We start from the raw sequence: 16,292 nt of genomic DNA, 5'->3' as shown, positions 1-16,292 counted from the left end.
TTTTAAATAATTAAAAAATTATAATATATAAAAGTAGGGAAAAAGTGGTCATTTTAGATATTTAAGGCATAACCTTCTTGAGGTATATTTTTTATAATATTTATTGGCAATTTTGCCCTTAATTCTTTTATAAAAGATTTTAAAGCATGGGTTGTCATCTCTTTATCTGTCCAAAGCTCTTCTTCAATATCTGTATATGATAATATTGAACCATTTCTTTGGTATAAAAGCTCTAAAAACTCTTTTTCCCTTTTTCTTAAAATAATAGGTTCTTCATCTTTATAAAGTAGTTCCCTTTTATTTAAATCTAAAGCTAAATTCTCGCATAGGACAATAGGTTTATGGGACTTTTTTAAATATTTCAGAAGAGCTGTATTTAGTTTTTTTAGATTTAGAGGTTTCAAAATAAAGTGGTTGATATTTAAATTTATTAAATCCATGAGATACTCTTCATTTGAATAAGCTGTTAGCATAATGATTGTTGTTGACATATCATTTTCTCTAATTCTTTTAACAAATTCTATTCCATCACAGTTTTTCATTTGTATATCACTTAAAATGATTTTTGGTTTATATTCTGAATATATTTCATAAGCTTCATTTCCATCACTTGCTTCATAAACTTCATCAAAGTAATATTTTAAAGTATCTACAATAGTTTTTCTAATTCCATCTTCATCTTCAACACACAAAATTGGTATGTTTTTTAAATTTTCTAATAATATTTCGTCCATTCTTATTTTTTATCCTATTAAAGCTATTTTAAAAACTGCACCCTCTTGGTCGTTTCTAACACTTAGTTCTCCACCCATATTTTTTTCAATAATAAGCTTTGAAATATACAATCCTAAGCCTGTACCTTTTGATGATTCTTTAGTTGAAAAATATGGGTCAAAAATCATTTCAAAGTTTTTTTCTTTTATCCCTCCTGCATTATCGCTAACAATTATTATTGAGGTATCTTCTCTTTTTTCAATTTTAATCTTTATTTTTGGATTTTGAATTTTCTTTTCAATTAAAATATCCGTAGCATTTATCAATAAATTTAAAATTACTTGGGAAAATTCAGTGGGATATCCATGAATTTTACTATCTTGTCTTACATCAAATTCAAGTTTTATTTGATTTTCACTTAATGTTGCACTAATTAAACTTAGAGCTTTTTTACATGATTCTACTAAATAAAAATCCTCTTTGATTTTATCTGGTTTATAAAAGTTTCTAAAATCATCAATGGTATTTGACATAAATTCAATCATAGTATCACTTCTTTCAATTGAGTTTAAAATATGCTCCTCGTTAACTTTTTTAAATCTAGTTGCAGTTTCAAGCTCCATTAAAATACCAGAAAGTTCAGTAAGTGGTTGTCTCCATTGATGGGCAATCATACTAATCATAGAACCCATTCTTGCTAACTTTGATTGTTGTAACATAGCTTTATCTTTTCTTTTACCCTCTGCAATCCCTTCTTCAACTTTAGAAGCTAAATTTCTATTTAACTTTTGGAGTTTATTCTCTTTGTATTGAACTTGAAGTTTATATTTTTTTATCAAATCATTTATAATAGTAGTCATTAATAGTGAAAATAAAGCCATAAAAATTAAGATAGAAACAGTGGTGAGTACAATAAATCTTTTAAATTTTTTTTCTGTTTCTTCATGCTCTTTTATTTTTAAAGATATTTTTTCCTCAATTTGTTTTTTTGTAATATTACTTTCTAAAGCATATAGTTTTTTGTACTCATTTATATCTTTCTCAAAATTTTCATTTGAGAGTTTTAAATAATATGAAAGAGTGAAAAAAGAGATAAATAATATACTTAAAAAAGGAATAGTAATAATAAAAAAAGGGATACCTTCTTTATTGAACATAAAAAACCTTTGTGTCATTTTCTTTTCCAGCTTATATAATGTCTTATTTTTACTTAAAAGTTTTGATATTTAGTAGACTTTAGTCTACTAAATATTAAAGGTCTTTTTCACCTTTTGCTCTATTGTTTTGAATAGTATCAACAATCTCTTTCCAGATTTTTTTGTCAATATTAAAATCAGTATAATCGTTATATCTTAAAACAGGTTTTTTACCCTCTTTAAGTTGTCTGTCATAACCTTTGATTAATTGTAAAACTGGTTTATAAAGTAGGGCAATTACTATTAAGTTAATAACTGCTAGAAGTCCCATAGAAAGGTCTGCAAATGAAAATACTGAACCTAAATCTTGGAATGAACCCCAAATAATAAGTGCAACTACAATAACTCTAAAGATATTAAATGCAGTAACATTACCTTTTATAAAGAAGTTTACAGAGTTCTCAGCTAAGTAGTAGTTATATAACATAGATGAAAAACCAAATAGGAATAGGGCAATTGTTACAAAATATCCTCCATAAGGACCAATATGTTCAATTAAAGCATTTTGAGTTAATAATACTCCTTGAACCCCTTCAACTCCTGGTTGATAAACACCAGATAAAAGAATTATAAATGCAGTACAAGAACAAAGAATAATTGTATCAATAAATACAGAGAATGATTGAACAATACCTTGTTGAACAGGATGGGCTACATAAGCAACAGCTGCAACATTTGGAGCAGAACCTAATCCAGCTTCGTTTGAGAACATTCCTCTTTTTGCACCTTGTAAAATAACAGCACCAATACCACCACCAATTGCAGAACTTGGATTAAAAGCTTCATGTACAATCATTGAAATTAAAGATGGAATCTCACTTAAGTTTAATGCAATAACAATAATTGCAATTAGTAAATAACCAACTGCCATAATTGGAACAATAAATTCAGAAAATTTAGTAATTCTTTTAATCCCTCCAAAAATTGCTAATGCAAAAATTAAAGTTAAAGAAATACCTGTAATCCATGTTGGAATATTAAATGAAGACTCAAACGATGTAGTTATGATAAAAGATTGTGTTGCATTAAAAGCAAAACCAAAAGTGATCATAATTAAAATAGAAATGATAACCCCAACCCATTTTTGACCTAAAGCTTTAGTTGCATAATAAGCTGGTCCACCTCTATAAACACAAGAGTCTTGAGCATCTTTTTCTTTATATAATTGTGCAAGTGAACACTCAAAGAAACTTGTACTCATACCAATTAGTCCAATAATCCACATCCAGAAAACTGCTCCTGGACCACCAATTGTAATTGCAACAGCAACACCTGCGATGTTCCCACCACCAACACGTCCTGCAACACTAAGCATTAGTGCTTGAAATGAACTAATATGTCCATGTTTATCATGTTCTGTATGTCTTAAAATACTAAACATTTTAAAGAAATATCTAAACTGAACGAACCTAGAACTTACTGTAAAAAATATACCTAATAATGGTAATAAATATATTAAAATATTTCCCCATATAAGGTCATTTAAGAAACTGTTGATTTCTGCTAACATAATTTTCTCCTTTTCAAAAATAAATTCTAACTAAGCGAAGTGGGGTAAAAGTGTCAAGAAAGATTCAAAAATAAAGGAGATTTTGTCTATAATGGTTTTTTAATTAAATAAATATTCACTAATTAAACTTTTAAATTAGAATATAATAAAGGTTATAAATGTATTGTAAAAATATTGAAGATTATGTAACAAATGAGATACCAAAAACAAATGGTGCTACAATTGCAGTTTTAACTCCAAATATTGATAAAGACTTTATTGTTAGAAAAGTTACTTTAGAAGTTGGTGGAACTATGCCAAATCATACAAATTTAATACAACATCAACAATATGTATTAAAAGGTGAGGCAAAGGTTAAAATTGGTGATGAGATAATTCATGCAAAAGAGGGTGACTTTTTATATATCCCAACTGGAGTCCCTCATTATTATGAAGCTTGTTTTGATAAACCATATGAGTTTTTATGTATGATTACTACAAAAGAGGATGAGATAACTTTAGTAGATTAAAATGTCAGTATTTTTTGCACTTTTTTCAAAGATTGTTCCTCTTTATTTTTCAGTTATATTAGGGTTTATAAGCACTAGATTATTAGGTTGTAATAAAGAAACTATTGCCAAGATTTTATTTTATATCTTAGGTCCATTAATTGCTTTTAATGCAACAATGAGTGTTAAGCTTGATAGTTCAGTTGTCTTTTTACCTGTTTTTTTCTTTTTAGCAAGTTCTATTATGGCTTTTGTTTTACTTTTTTTATTTAAAAAAGTATGGAAAGATAATACTTCAAATCTTCTTGCCTTTGCTAGTTCTACTGGAAATACTGGTCATATTGGTATTCCTATAGCTATAATTTTATTTGATGATCATCTTGTGGATGTTTTTATTTTTGCTGTTTTAGGAACAATGCTTTATCAAAATTCAGTTGGATATTTCATTACAGCAAAGGGAAGTTTTACAGCTAGACAAAGTTTAAAAAAAGTTATTCAGCTTCCTGTTTTATATGCATTTATATTAGGTTTTGTTTTTAATTTTTTAGGTATAAAAATGCCTGAGATGTTTTTAAACTATATAATCTATTTAAAAGGATGTTATGCAATTTTAGGAATGATGTTTTTAGGTATGGGGATGGAAAAACTAAAAAGTGCAAAGGCTTTTGATGTTAAATTTATTTCATACGCTCTTTCTTTAAAATTTTTACTTTGGCCGGGAATTGTTTTACTATTTATATATATAGATAGAAATTTTTTACTTCTTCTTGATGAAGGGTTTTATAAAGTAATGTTTTTATATTCTATTGTTCCTTTAGCAGGAAATACAGTTACAATTGCAACACTTTTAAACTTAAAACCTGAAATGATGTCTTTAACTGTATTTATCTCTATCTTAATCTCTTTATTTTATATCCCTATTGCAATATTTTTATTTATGTAAAAATTGATAAACTGACATCTGAAATATACTAAAAATACCTTAATTTGTTACAATAAAACAAAAAAAGGCTTTAAGATGAAAATAGGTATTTCTACATGTTTACTTGGGATACAGTGTCGATATGATGGTCAACATTCTAAGGATAAATTTGTTTATGATGAATTGTCAAAACATTTTGAATTTAGATCTTTTTGTCCAGAAGGGCAAATATACCCAACTCCTAGAGAAGCCATTAGACAAGTAAGAATAAATGGTGAACTTATTATAAGAACTACTAACACTAAAAAAGATGTAACAAAAGAGATTGTTGACGTTTCTAAAAGTTTAGTTGATAGTATTAGTGAAGATGAGCTTTGTGGTTATATCTTAAAATCAAAATCTCCAACTTGCGGAATGGCAAGGGTTAAAATCTATCCTGATGGTGAAGGTCAAAGTGAAAATGTCGGAGTAGGAGTTTTTGCTAAAGAGCTTATGGAAAAGTTTCCTTTACTTCCAATTGAAGAGGAGGGAAGATTAAGTGACCCATGGTTAAAAGAAAACTTTTTAATGCAAGTATTTGCTTACAAAGATATCTTTGAATTTATGAAAACGCAACCAACATTTGGAGAGTTAGTTGATTTCCATACTTCATATAAATATCTTATTTATTCAAAATCACACAAGTCATATAAAGAGTTAGGTCAAATTGTTGCAAATCATGAAAAGAAAACTCTTGAAGAGGTATTAGCTTTATATAAACAAAGATTTTTGGAAGCTATTGCTTTAAAAGGTAGAACTTCAAACACTTACAATGTTTTAATGCATATTTTCGGATATTTTAAAAAATATATCACAAAAGATGAAAAAGAAGAGATTTTAACTTCATTGGAAGAGTTTAAACAACATATTATACCTTTGGTTGCAGTTATTAAAATAATAAAAATTTATGTAAAAAGATTTAATATTGAATATCTTGAAAGACAAAAGTTTTTAACTCCATATCCTAAAGAGATGGCACTTAGATCAAAAGTGGAGGCTTTTAAATAATGAAACAAATCCTTTGGTTTAGAAGAGATCTTAGAATCGAAGATAATGCGATACTTTCAAATGCAAAAGATGAAGTATTGCCAATTTTTATTTTTGATAAAAATATTTTAGATAAATTACCAAAAGATGATAAGAGAGTAACTTTTATTTATGAAACGGTTTTATCTTTAAAAAAACAATTAAAAGAAAAAGGTCTCGATTTAGCAATTTTTTATGGAAAACCAAAGGATATTATTAAAAACTTAAAAGATGGGTTTGATGAGATTTTATGCTCATGTGATTTTGATGATTATGCAAAAAATAGAGATAAGCAAATAGAAGAGTTTTTACCAATGAAAAGGTTTTACGATTCTTTTATCACCCACCCAAATGAACATTTAAAAAATGATGGTACCCCATATAAAGTTTTTACACCATATTATAAATCTATGAATATGATAACTACTTCTAGTAGTATAGAAACATATAAGTTTAATGAATCACTTAAAAAAATAGAGTTTGATTATGAAACTATTCCAAGTTTAGAAGATATGGGTTTTGAAAAAGTTGAGCTTCCTGAGTTTTTAACTAAAAATGTTTGTATATTAATGGAAGAATTTACTTCAAAATTAGAAGAATATCAAGAAAATAGAGATTTTTTCTTTAAAGATGGAACTTCAAAACTATCTGTGCATTTAAGATTTGGAATAGTATCTCCTAAACAATTATTTAATTACTACAGAAAATATAATTATAGTGAGGGTTTTATTAGAGAGCTTTTTTGGAGAGAATTTTACAATTATATTTTATACCACTTCCCATATTCACAATTTGATAATTTCAATGGTATGAGTATAAAGTGGAATGAAAATGAAGATGATTTTATAAAATGGTGTGAGGGAAATACTGGTGTTCCTATTATAGATGCAGCTATGAGACATCTAAATGAAACAGGAACTATGCATAATCGTCTTAGAATGATTGTATGCTCATTTTTAACAAAAAACCTTTTTATAGATTGGAAAAAAGGAGAAGGGTATTTTGCTTTAAAACTACTTGATTACGAATGTTCATCAAATGTTGGTTCTTGGCAATGGGGAGCAAGTACAGGAGCAGATGCTGCACCATATTTTAGAGTATTTAATCCTTATACACAATCTTTAAAATTTGATAAAGATGGGATATTTATCAAATCAGTTATAAAAGATTTTGAAAGTTTATCCCCTAGACTTTTTCATATTGAAAATGGTGTTCAATCAAATTTATTTGTTGATTATCCAAAATCTATGGTTGATATATCATTATCTAGAAAAATGGCAATTGACAGATTCAAAGAGGCTAAAAATGTGTAGATATTATGAAGTCTGCGTAATTGGCTCTGGAATGGGAGGTAGTATGTTTGCCTCACTTAACAAAGATAAAGATATTGTTGTCTTTGAAAAAGATTCAAACTTAGGTGGATGTGCAAGTACTTTTAAAAGATATGGAAGTTATTTTAACAGTGGAGCAACTACCTTTGTAGGATATGAAACAGGACATCCCGTAAAAGAGATTTTTGATAATATTGATTATAAACCTGATATTAAAAAAAGCAATATAGCTTTTAGAGTTTTACAAAATGAAAAAACAATCGATAGAGTAAAAGATTTTGAAGAGTTTTTAGACCAAATAAATAAAGCTTTTCCTAATAAAAACAATAGAGTTTTTTGGGCAAAGATAAAAGAACTTGATGAAAAGTTTTGGCAAATACATGATATCTATTATGGAAAATATTCTTTAAAGTCATATATACTTAGTGCAAATACATTAATAAAACTATTTAAAAGTTTTAATATTGAAGTATTTAAAAGTGCAAATAGTTTTATAAAAGAAACCCTTGGAGATATAAGTTTAGAATATCAACATTTTATTGATGCACAGCTTTTAATTACTTTACAAACAACATCAAAGGATATATCATTACTTTCTTTGGCATTAGGACTTTCATACCCTTTTCATGATGTGTTTTATGTAAATGGTGGAATGGGTAGTTTATTTGATGGATTACTTGAAAATATTGAAACTAAGAAAAAAGAGGAGATTATGAAAATAGTTTTAGAAAAAGACTATTTTAGACTTATTTCAAATAAAGATGAATATTTATCAAAAAATGTAGTATTAAATTCTACTATTTATGATAGTGGAAAACTTTTTGAAGATGAAAGAATTAAAAAATATTATGAAAGCTTTGACTTTAATGACCAAAGTGCTTTTGTGGTAAATTTGGTTTTAGAAAAAAATTATGATCTTTTACACCATTATTTAATAATTCTTGATGAGCAAATACCAAATTGTATTTCAAATTCATTTTTTATCTCTATTAGTAGTAAAGATGATGAAAAGATGTCAAATAGAGGTTATTCTATAACTATCTCCTCTCATACTAAGGCTTCATTTTGGAAAAAATTAAATAAAGAAGAATATGAGCTAAAAAAAGAACAAACTCAGGAGTTTATAATCGATAAACTATTGCAGAAACTTAATACTATAAAAAAAGAGGATATAATTAAAAAATTTAGTGCTTCTTCCCTTACTTTTAACAGATATATAAATAGATATAATTGTGGAGGTAGGGCTATCACTATGAAAAATGTTTTTTCTACTCCAAGTGCTAAAACACCTTTTAAAGGTTTATACAATATAGGCGATTCAGTATTTGCAGGTCAAGGTTGGCCTGGTGTTGCAATTGGGGTAAAGGCTTTAAACAAGGAATTTAATGGATAGAATAAAATTAAAAATTTCAAAAAAAGACTGGCTTTATATAGTATTTATTGGAACTAGTTTTGGGTTTTTAATCTCTTGGTTTTTTTATTTTTTAAATGAAGAATTTAAAAATATATATACAGTACTTTTTAGTAGTTTAACAGCTTTTTGTATCTCTTTATTCTCATTTGTATTTATTACAATTTCAAATGATTTTATTCTCCCAAAATTAAAAGAGAAATTCTGGTATTTGATTAGTTTCATTTTTTCTTTTTTATCTGGATTTTTAGGTTTTTCTTTTAGTTTTTATCTTGGTTCTTTTTTCAAAATTGAAATTGTAGAGTTTATAAGTGCTTATTGGTTTTTTATCTCTATAATTATTGGTTTTTTAACTTTTTTAATTGGATTGATTTTACACCAATTTGTATCAATGAAACATAGATATGAAAATATAAACTCACAAGTTTTAGAAACAAAAATCAAAGCTTTGGAAAATGAATTAAATCCACATTTTTTATTTAATGCTTTAAATTCAATTTCTGAACTAATTTATGTAGATAAAAAAGATGCAGAGAGGGCAACCCTTGAGTTGTCAAGATTTTTACGTAATGCTATTACTAAAGAGAGTTTAATACCAATTAAAACTGAAATTGAGATGGTTAAAACCTATTTAAATATTGAAAACATTAGGTTTGAGAATAATATAGAATTAAATGTTGAGTTAAATGAAGATGATGAAAATATTTTAGTACCTAAGTTTTCTATTCAGTTGTTAGTAGAAAATGCAATTAAGCATGGATACAATAGAAATAGATTGAAAATAGATATATTAGTCTCTTCAAAGGAGATTATTATTATAAATAATGGTAAACTATCCCAAAGAATAAAATATGGAACAGGTTTAAATAATCTTGATAAAAGATTAGATTTACTTAATGTTGGGAGATTAAGCCATCAAGTAGATGGTTCTAATATGAAATTTATAATAAGCTTGAAGGATTGATATTGAAAGTATTGATAGTTGATGATGAAAAACTAGCACTTAGTAGGTTAAATAGACTTTTAAATGAAGAAGGGATTTTAGATGTTACTGCTTGTTCTAGTGCTATTGAAGCAATAAAAGTTTTAACCAAAGAGAAGTTTGATGTTGCTTTTTTAGATATATCAATGCCTGAAATGAATGGTTTAGAATTAGCAAATACTATTGTAAACTTAAATCCAAAAACTTTTATCGTATTTCAAACTGCTTATGAGGAACATGCCCTTGAAGCTTTCCAAAGTGGGGGTATTGATTATTTACTAAAACCTATTTCCAATGAATCAATAAGAAACTCATTGAATAAAATGGAAAAATATATTGTAAAAGCTGATGAAACAAAAAAACTTGTAGCAAAAAGAGGAAATAAAATCTATCTTATTGATATAGATGATATTTTTTATATTAAAGCGGACTTAGATGAAGTTATCATAAAAATCAAAGATGCCGATGCCTATTTACGAAAAAAGATTGGTGATATGCAATCTGTATTAGAAGGGAAAAACTTCTTTAGGGTACATAGGTCATATATTGTAAATGTAGATAAAATTAAATCTATGCAAAGTGTAGAACAATCTAAACTAGAGATATCATTTAATGGAATCGATGATATTGTAACAAGCTCTAAAGATGGGGCAAAAGACTTTAGAGAATATCTAGATAAAAGAAGCTTTTAAAAATTTTAACTAACAAATAAAATATACTAATAAATCATAAATATACTATAATTTGTAAAATTAAATTGCAAAGGAGTGAATATGAAAACTTTAGCAATAACTGGTTCAAGTGGTTTTGTTGGTACTAGTATAAAAAACAGATTTGAAAATAAGGGTTTTAAAGTAATAGGAATAAAAAGAGAAACCCTTAAAGATATAAATGAACTTACAAAAATTATAGAAGAAGCGGATGTTGTTATTAATCTTGCTGGTGCAAATATTATTAACAGATGGACTGAGTCTTACAAAAAACTATTATATTCAAGTAGAATAGATACTACTAAAGCTTTAATCAATGCTTTTAGTAAAGCAGAAAAAAAGCCTGAGGTGTTTATATCAACTTCAGCAGTTGGTATATATGACAACGCTAGTTGTTATAGTGAAGAGGACTTTAGCTATTCAAAAGATTTTTTAGGAGTATTAGCAAGAGATTGGGAAACCGAAGCTTTAAAGGCCAAAGATTTAGATATAAGAACAGCTATATTTAGATTTGGTATTGTATTAGGTGATGGTGGAGCTTTAAAAAAGATGTTAACTCCATTTAAACTTGGAATTGGTGGTACTATTGGAGATGGTAAACAAGATTTTTCATTTATCCATATAAGTGATTTATTAGATGCATATGAGTATGTAATAGAAAATAAACAATGTGATGGTGTTTATAACTTAACAGCACCAACACCAACAACTAATTTAGGACTTACAAAAGCTTTAGGAAAAACTTTAAACAGACCTACAATATTACCAGTACCTGAATTTGCATTAAATTTAATATTTAGTGAAGGAGCTAAGGTATTAACTGATGGTCAATGTGCGAAACCAAAAAGATTAATTGATAGTGGCTTTAAATTTAAATATACTAATATAGAAGATACTATAGAAGACTTAGTAGGATAAAAAATGTTTAGGTATGAAAAAACTTCATTAATAAAAAACTGTACTTTGGAGGATTTGTATGAATTTCATCTTGATTCAAATAACTTAGTAAAAATTACTCCTCCTGATATGAAAGTAACCATGCTAAACGATAGCTTTGAAGCAAAAGAAGATGAAATTCTAAGATTAAAAACTGAAAAAAAATTTATGCCAATACCAATATATTGGGAAGTTAAAATATTAAAAAATCAAAAACCTAATCTTCTTGTTGATTTTGCAATGAAATCTCCGTTTAGGTATTGGAAACATTCCCATATCTTTACTAAAAGAGGTAATAGTGTGGAATTAAAAGATGAGGTTTTATATGTCTTACCCTTTGGTAAAATAGGTAAACTTTTTAATTTCTTTGTGGAAAGAGAATTAGAGAAGATGTTTAACTATAGACATAAAGTCACAAAAGAAATTTTATCTCAACAAAATAATATAAACTAACAAGAATTACATACAAAAAAACAGATAAATTGAATATTATCCTAATAAAAAGGATATAAGTGAAAAAAGCAATTGTATTAATGAACATGGGAGGACCAAATAACCTAGATGAGGTTGAGGTTTTCCTAACAAATATGTTTAATGACAAATATATAATTGGTGCTCCCCAGCCAATAAGAGCAATGATAGGCTTTTTTATTACAAGTATGAGAAAAAAAGAAGCTAAAGAAAACTATAAAGCTTTAGGGGGTATGTCTCCAATAGTAGGTCATACAAAAAGATTAGCTAGAAGATTAGAAAAAATAGTTGATGCTGATGTCTTTTATAAAATGAGATATACACCACCTTTTGCAAAAGATGTATTAGAACACTTAAAACCTTATGATGAAATTTATGCAATTCCAATGTATCCACATTATTCTTCAACTACAACTAAATCATCAATTGAAGAGTTTGAAAAATGGGCAAAAAAATTAGGAGTTAAAGGTAAAATTAGAACCCTTGATTCCTATTACGACCATGAGTTATATAATAAAGCAATAGTAGAAAGAATAAAAGAGTCTTTAGGCTATGACAATCCTGAAGAGTTTGAATTAATCTTTTCAGCCCATGGTTTAACTCAAAGAACTATTGATAAAGGGGACCCTTACCAAAAACATATTCTTGCAAATGTAGAGTGTGCAAAAAAAGAGTTAGAAAAACAAGGTATAAAGTTTAAAAACATACATACAGCGTATCAGTCTAGACTTGGACCTATGGAGTGGATTAGACCATATATGGATGATAAACTCCATGAGATGAAAGATAAAAAAGTTATCGTTTATCCAATATCTTTTACAGTAGATAACTCTGAAACACAATTTGAACTTGATATTGAGTATAAAGAGATTGCTGATGAGGTTGGAATAAAAGATTATAGAGTTGCACGTGCTCCAAATCATAATCAATATTTTCTTGAAACATTAAAAGATTTATTTGAAAATAGATGTGCATAAGCACAATAGAAAGGAGGGATAAATGACAAAAATAGATGTTGCCTTAGAATGGTTTTTAAACCCTGACCATCTACCTATGATTGTTGGGATAAAAAAAGGTGTTTATAAACAATTTGCTCTTGATGTAAATATAATTGTACCAACAGAACATTATGATGGATTTGAAGAGTTAAAAAAAGGTACTATTGATATACATTGTAATGAACCAATTCATTTATTTGAACACTATTATGAGGGCTTGAAATCATTGGGTTGCTTCTTTGAGACTAGAGGTGGTGTGATGATTAGAAAAGATAGGCTTGAAAAACTAAAAGCTAATGAAAAAATTAAAATTACTACACCTGCAGCTAATGAGATAACAAATAAAATTGGTTTTGAAATTTTAAAAAGATATGCAAATGTTAACAACTTTGAACTTGATTTTGAAAATGTAGAGTTTGTACAAACAGATTTTTGGCATATAACAAATATGAAAAATGATGAAAGCTTTGATGGTGCATGGTTATGCTTTTATAATTTTGAAGGTATTGAAGCCGAATATGAAAACTTTGAGAATATTTTTATTGATGATTATCTATCTCCTTTCCCTAACTTTTCAGCTTTAGAGTTTATGAGTTCAAAAGAAATTTTAGAGAAAAAAGGTGATGAGATAAAATTGTTTATAAAAATCACCAATGATATGATTAAATATTGTAAAGAGAATATTGATGAGGTAAAAGCGTTATATTATGAATATTCTAAAGAGGAGAAATCCTTACTTATGGATAAAATTATTGAAGATACAATTCCAAGATTTAAAGATAAAATCAAATCTAACAACAAAAAATGGCTTGAATTAACAAACTTTTTAGAAGAGCTTGAAATTGTTAGATTAGAAGAATCTCAATACAATTCAATTTGGAGCTAAGTTGAGTATTTTTATTTTATATCCCCATCAACTATTTGAAAATATTGAGAACTTAAAAAATAAAAAGGTTCTTTTAATTGAAGAGCCTTTGTTTTTTACTTTATATACTTTTCATATTCAAAAACTTATTTTTCATAGAGCTTCAATGAAGTTTTATGAAGAGTATTTAATACAAAATGATATAGATGTGGAATATTATGAAGATGAAAGTTATTTAGATATTTATAAAGAAAAAAAGGTATCTATTTATGATGTTGTGGATGATTGGTTATTAAAAAAAATAAAAATAAATTTTAAAGATCTAAGTATTTTTGATAATCCAAATTTTTTAAATGTAAGTGATGAAAATAAATTTTTACATAAATATTATATAAATAGAAGAAAAGACTTAAATCTATTTATAGAAAAGGGGAAACCTTATGGTGGGAAATGGAGTTATGATAGTGAAAATAGAAAAAAGATGCCAAAAAATGAATTGATTCCTCAAATACTAAATTTTGAAAATAAATACTTACATGAAGCAAAAGAATATTGTAAAAAATTTAAAAGCATAGGAACTTGTGAACAGTTTACTTACCCCATAACTTTTGAAGAAGCAAAGGCAAATTTGGGCTATTTTTTAAAAAATAAATTTGAAAAATATGGTGTTTATCAAGATGCTATTGTAAAAAATGGCTCTTTCTTGTTTCACTCCAACATCTCTTCAAGTTTAAATGTTGGACTTTTAGATTTAAAATATCTAATAAAAGAAGCTTCAAAAGTTGATGTACCTTTTAATGCAAAAGAGGGATTTTTAAGACAAATAATAGGTTGGAGAGAGTTTATGCTCTCTATTTATAAAAGTTCCCATGTAAATTTAAGAAACTCAAATTTTTTTGGTTTTGAAAATGAGATTCCAAAAAAAGTATATGAAGGGACTACTTCCTTAAAACCCTTTGATGATGCAATAAAAAAACTAAGGCTAAGTTCTTATAATCACCATATAGAAAGACTTATGATAATTGGGAATTTATTTTTACTTTTAGAGATAAAGCCAAATAAGGTATATGAGTTTTTTATGGCAAACTATATTGATGCTTATGATTGGGTAATGGTAGGAAATGTATATGGTATGAGTGGTTTTAGTGATGGTGGGTCAATTACAACTAAACCATATATTAGTAGTTCTAATTATATTTTAAAAATGTCAAATGATTATAAAAAAAGTGAAGATTGGTGTGAAATTTGGGATGGTTTGTATTGGAGCTTTTTATATAAATATAATCATCTTTTTAAAGATAACCCAAGAATGAAAATGCAAATCTCATTACTTAATAAAATGGATGAAAAAAAACTCCTAAACCATTTAGAAAATGCAAATAGATTTAAAGAGGAGTTATTTAATGCATAAGCCAAAACTTTGTATTACAGTTTTTAGAAACAATCTTAGAATAAATGATAACTTAGCTTTAAATGAAGCTTCAAAATGTTGTGAGAATATGATATCTCTTTATTCTTTGGAACTTTTAAAAGGAACAAACTTAGGTTTTAATAAGTGTGGAGAGTTTAGAAAACAGTTTATATATGAGTCTTTAATTGATTTAAAGAAAAACTTACTTAAAAAAAATATTTGGCTTTATATCGTTGATGATATAGAAAAAACTTTAGAGATTTTAAATGAAGATTATGATTTAAGGGTTTTTTTTGAAAAAGAGATTGGAGTTGAAGAGAAAGAGTTTGAAAAGAAGTTAGAAAAATACAAGGGTAAAAGCTTTTTTAATCAAACAATGTTAGAACCATTTGAGTTCGATTATAAAAAAAGTTTCAGTCATTTTAGAAAAAAAGCAGAAAAAATGACTATAAACGAACCTGTAAAAGTGATTGATTCAAAAGATAAACTTTTTATGTGTATAAAAATTGAAGAGATTAACTTATCTTTAGATGAAAATAAAAGAGTTTTAAAAGGTGGAGAAACAGATGCTTTAAATAGGGTTGATGAGTATTTATCTAAACATTTACACACTTATTATGATACTAGAAGTTTAGTGGATGGTTTTAACAATTCCACAAAGTTTTCTCCTTATCTAGCAAGTGGATGTATTAGTGCTAAAACCTTATATTATAAAATAAAAGAGTATGAAAATAAACTTGGGGTTTCAAAATCTTCTTATTGGATTTTTTTTGAATTACTTTGGAGAGATTTTTTTCATTTAGTAATGCTTCAAAGTGGTAATAAACTTTTTCTAAAAGAGGGATTGTCCTATAAAGTTTACAAGTTTTCAGAAAATAAAGATAAATTAGAACTATTTTTTAATGCAAAAACAGGTGTTGATATTATTGATGCAGGGATAATAGAACTAAAAAAAACTGGATGGATAAGTAATCGACAAAGACAGCTGTTATCAAGTTACTTTATAAAAAATCTTGGCTTGGATTTTAGATATTGTGCTGCATTTTTTGAGGAGTATTTATTAGATTTTTCTCCTGCCTCAAATTATGGAAATTTTGCTTATCAATCTGGAGTTGGAAATGATAAACAATATAGGGTTTTTGACCCAGTTAAACAATCAAGCTTTTATGGCGGGAAAGAGTATGTCAAAAAGTGGCTTGAAAAAGAAGAGACTTTACCTGATTTTGATTATAAACAAATGGCACTAGATGTAAAAGAAAAGATATATAAAATAAAGGATTAA

At 26.9% G+C, this 16,292-nt stretch carries 16 protein-coding genes; 13 read left to right on the top strand and 3 right to left on the bottom strand.

Going from position 1 to position 16,292, the window contains the following annotated elements:
* Positions 1–53: 53 nt before the first annotated feature.
* The 3 genes from FDK22_RS09295 to FDK22_RS09285 all read right to left on the bottom strand — a co-directional run bounded on the left by FDK22_RS09295 (position 54) and on the right by FDK22_RS09285 (position 3,420).
* Positions 54–734: a response regulator transcription factor gene (locus FDK22_RS09295; protein WP_138152656.1), complete on the bottom strand. Its 681-nt coding sequence runs from the start codon at positions 732–734 to the stop codon at positions 54–56.
* Positions 735–743: 9 nt separating this feature from the next.
* Positions 744–1,871, bottom strand: coding sequence for a sensor histidine kinase (locus tag FDK22_RS09290; RefSeq protein ID WP_138152655.1), 1,128 nt, complete (start codon positions 1,869–1,871; stop codon positions 744–746).
* A gap of 94 nt (positions 1,872–1,965) precedes the next feature.
* Positions 1,966–3,420, bottom strand: a complete 1,455-nt coding sequence (locus FDK22_RS09285; RefSeq protein WP_138152654.1) for an alanine/glycine:cation symporter family protein — start codon at positions 3,418–3,420, stop codon at positions 1,966–1,968.
* A gap of 158 nt (positions 3,421–3,578) precedes the next feature.
* Between FDK22_RS09285 and FDK22_RS09280 the strand changes: the two genes are divergently transcribed.
* The 13 genes from FDK22_RS09280 (at position 3,579) to FDK22_RS09220 (ending at position 16,292) form a co-directional block, all read left to right on the top strand.
* On the top strand, positions 3,579–3,929 hold the full coding sequence (locus FDK22_RS09280; RefSeq protein WP_138152653.1) for a cupin domain-containing protein: 351 nt from the start codon (positions 3,579–3,581) through the stop codon (positions 3,927–3,929).
* A gap of 1 nt (position 3,930) precedes the next feature.
* Positions 3,931–4,851: an AEC family transporter gene (locus tag FDK22_RS09275; protein WP_138152652.1), complete on the top strand. Its 921-nt coding sequence runs from the start codon at positions 3,931–3,933 to the stop codon at positions 4,849–4,851.
* 75 nt (positions 4,852–4,926) lie between these two features.
* Positions 4,927–5,877, top strand: a complete 951-nt coding sequence (locus FDK22_RS09270) for a YbgA family protein (protein WP_138152651.1) — start codon at positions 4,927–4,929, stop codon at positions 5,875–5,877.
* The gene (locus FDK22_RS09265; RefSeq protein WP_138152650.1) at positions 5,877–7,208 is read left to right on the top strand and encodes a cryptochrome/photolyase family protein; all 1,332 of its coding nucleotides are present in this window, start codon (positions 5,877–5,879) and stop codon (positions 7,206–7,208) included. The genes FDK22_RS09270 and FDK22_RS09265 overlap by 1 nt, the downstream gene beginning before the upstream one ends.
* Positions 7,201–8,619, top strand: coding sequence for a phytoene desaturase family protein (locus FDK22_RS09260; protein WP_138152649.1), 1,419 nt, complete (start codon positions 7,201–7,203; stop codon positions 8,617–8,619). The genes FDK22_RS09265 and FDK22_RS09260 overlap by 8 nt, the downstream gene beginning before the upstream one ends.
* A complete protein-coding gene (locus FDK22_RS09255; RefSeq protein ID WP_138152648.1) occupies positions 8,612–9,601 on the top strand; it encodes a sensor histidine kinase in 990 nt (329 codons plus the stop codon). The genes FDK22_RS09260 and FDK22_RS09255 overlap by 8 nt, the downstream gene beginning before the upstream one ends.
* Before the next feature lie 2 nt (positions 9,602–9,603).
* Entirely contained in the window at positions 9,604–10,311 is a 708-nt protein-coding gene (locus FDK22_RS09250; RefSeq protein WP_138152647.1) for a LytR/AlgR family response regulator transcription factor, read from the top strand.
* A gap of 81 nt (positions 10,312–10,392) precedes the next feature.
* Positions 10,393–11,247, top strand: coding sequence for a TIGR01777 family oxidoreductase (locus tag FDK22_RS09245; protein ID WP_138152646.1), 855 nt, complete (start codon positions 10,393–10,395; stop codon positions 11,245–11,247).
* Between the two features lie 3 nt (positions 11,248–11,250).
* Positions 11,251–11,718, top strand: coding sequence for an SRPBCC family protein (locus FDK22_RS09240; RefSeq protein ID WP_138152645.1), 468 nt, complete (start codon positions 11,251–11,253; stop codon positions 11,716–11,718).
* Positions 11,719–11,777: 59 nt separating this feature from the next.
* On the top strand, positions 11,778–12,713 hold the full coding sequence (gene hemH, locus FDK22_RS09235; RefSeq protein ID WP_138152644.1) for a ferrochelatase: 936 nt from the start codon (positions 11,778–11,780) through the stop codon (positions 12,711–12,713).
* 22 nt (positions 12,714–12,735) lie between these two features.
* Complete coding sequence (locus FDK22_RS09230) at positions 12,736–13,620, top strand: ABC transporter substrate-binding protein (protein ID WP_138152643.1); 885 nt, start codon at positions 12,736–12,738, stop codon at positions 13,618–13,620.
* A 1-nt stretch (position 13,621) separates the two neighbouring features.
* Complete coding sequence (locus FDK22_RS09225; RefSeq protein WP_171012960.1) at positions 13,622–15,010, top strand: cryptochrome/photolyase family protein; 1,389 nt, start codon at positions 13,622–13,624, stop codon at positions 15,008–15,010.
* Positions 15,003–16,292 (top strand): DASH family cryptochrome, encoded by a 1,290-nt coding sequence (locus tag FDK22_RS09220; protein WP_171012959.1) that lies wholly within the window; start codon positions 15,003–15,005, stop codon positions 16,290–16,292. Before FDK22_RS09225 ends, FDK22_RS09220 begins: the two co-directional genes overlap by 8 nt.

Source organism: Arcobacter arenosus (genome assembly GCF_005771535.1).
Classification (GTDB): domain Bacteria; phylum Campylobacterota; class Campylobacteria; order Campylobacterales; family Arcobacteraceae; genus Halarcobacter; species Halarcobacter arenosus.
This window is presented reverse-complemented; position numbering and strand designations above follow the sequence as displayed.

What these genes read in the sequence shown, in the direction of transcription:
- FDK22_RS09255 (WP_138152648.1), top strand. Translation starts at nt 8,612, where the DNA reads ATGGATAGAATAAAATTAAAAATTTCAAAAAAAGACTGGCTTTATATA.
- FDK22_RS09245 (WP_138152646.1), top strand. Translation starts at nt 10,393, where the DNA reads ATGAAAACTTTAGCAATAACTGGTTCAAGTGGTTTTGTTGGTACTAGT.
- FDK22_RS09285 (WP_138152654.1), bottom strand. Translation starts at nt 3,420, where the DNA reads ATGTTAGCAGAAATCAACAGTTTCTTAAATGACCTTATATGGGGAAAT.
- FDK22_RS09280 (WP_138152653.1), top strand. Translation starts at nt 3,579, where the DNA reads ATGTATTGTAAAAATATTGAAGATTATGTAACAAATGAGATACCAAAA.
- FDK22_RS09265 (WP_138152650.1), top strand. Translation starts at nt 5,877, where the DNA reads ATGAAACAAATCCTTTGGTTTAGAAGAGATCTTAGAATCGAAGATAAT.
- FDK22_RS09290 (WP_138152655.1), bottom strand. Translation starts at nt 1,871, where the DNA reads ATGTTCAATAAAGAAGGTATCCCTTTTTTTATTATTACTATTCCTTTT.
- FDK22_RS09220 (WP_171012959.1), top strand. Translation starts at nt 15,003, where the DNA reads ATGCATAAGCCAAAACTTTGTATTACAGTTTTTAGAAACAATCTTAGA.
- FDK22_RS09260 (WP_138152649.1), top strand. Translation starts at nt 7,201, where the DNA reads ATGTGTAGATATTATGAAGTCTGCGTAATTGGCTCTGGAATGGGAGGT.
- FDK22_RS09270 (WP_138152651.1), top strand. Translation starts at nt 4,927, where the DNA reads ATGAAAATAGGTATTTCTACATGTTTACTTGGGATACAGTGTCGATAT.
- FDK22_RS09240 (WP_138152645.1), top strand. Translation starts at nt 11,251, where the DNA reads ATGTTTAGGTATGAAAAAACTTCATTAATAAAAAACTGTACTTTGGAG.
- FDK22_RS09295 (WP_138152656.1), bottom strand. Translation starts at nt 734, where the DNA reads ATGGACGAAATATTATTAGAAAATTTAAAAAACATACCAATTTTGTGT.
- FDK22_RS09230 (WP_138152643.1), top strand. Translation starts at nt 12,736, where the DNA reads ATGACAAAAATAGATGTTGCCTTAGAATGGTTTTTAAACCCTGACCAT.
- FDK22_RS09275 (WP_138152652.1), top strand. Translation starts at nt 3,931, where the DNA reads ATGTCAGTATTTTTTGCACTTTTTTCAAAGATTGTTCCTCTTTATTTT.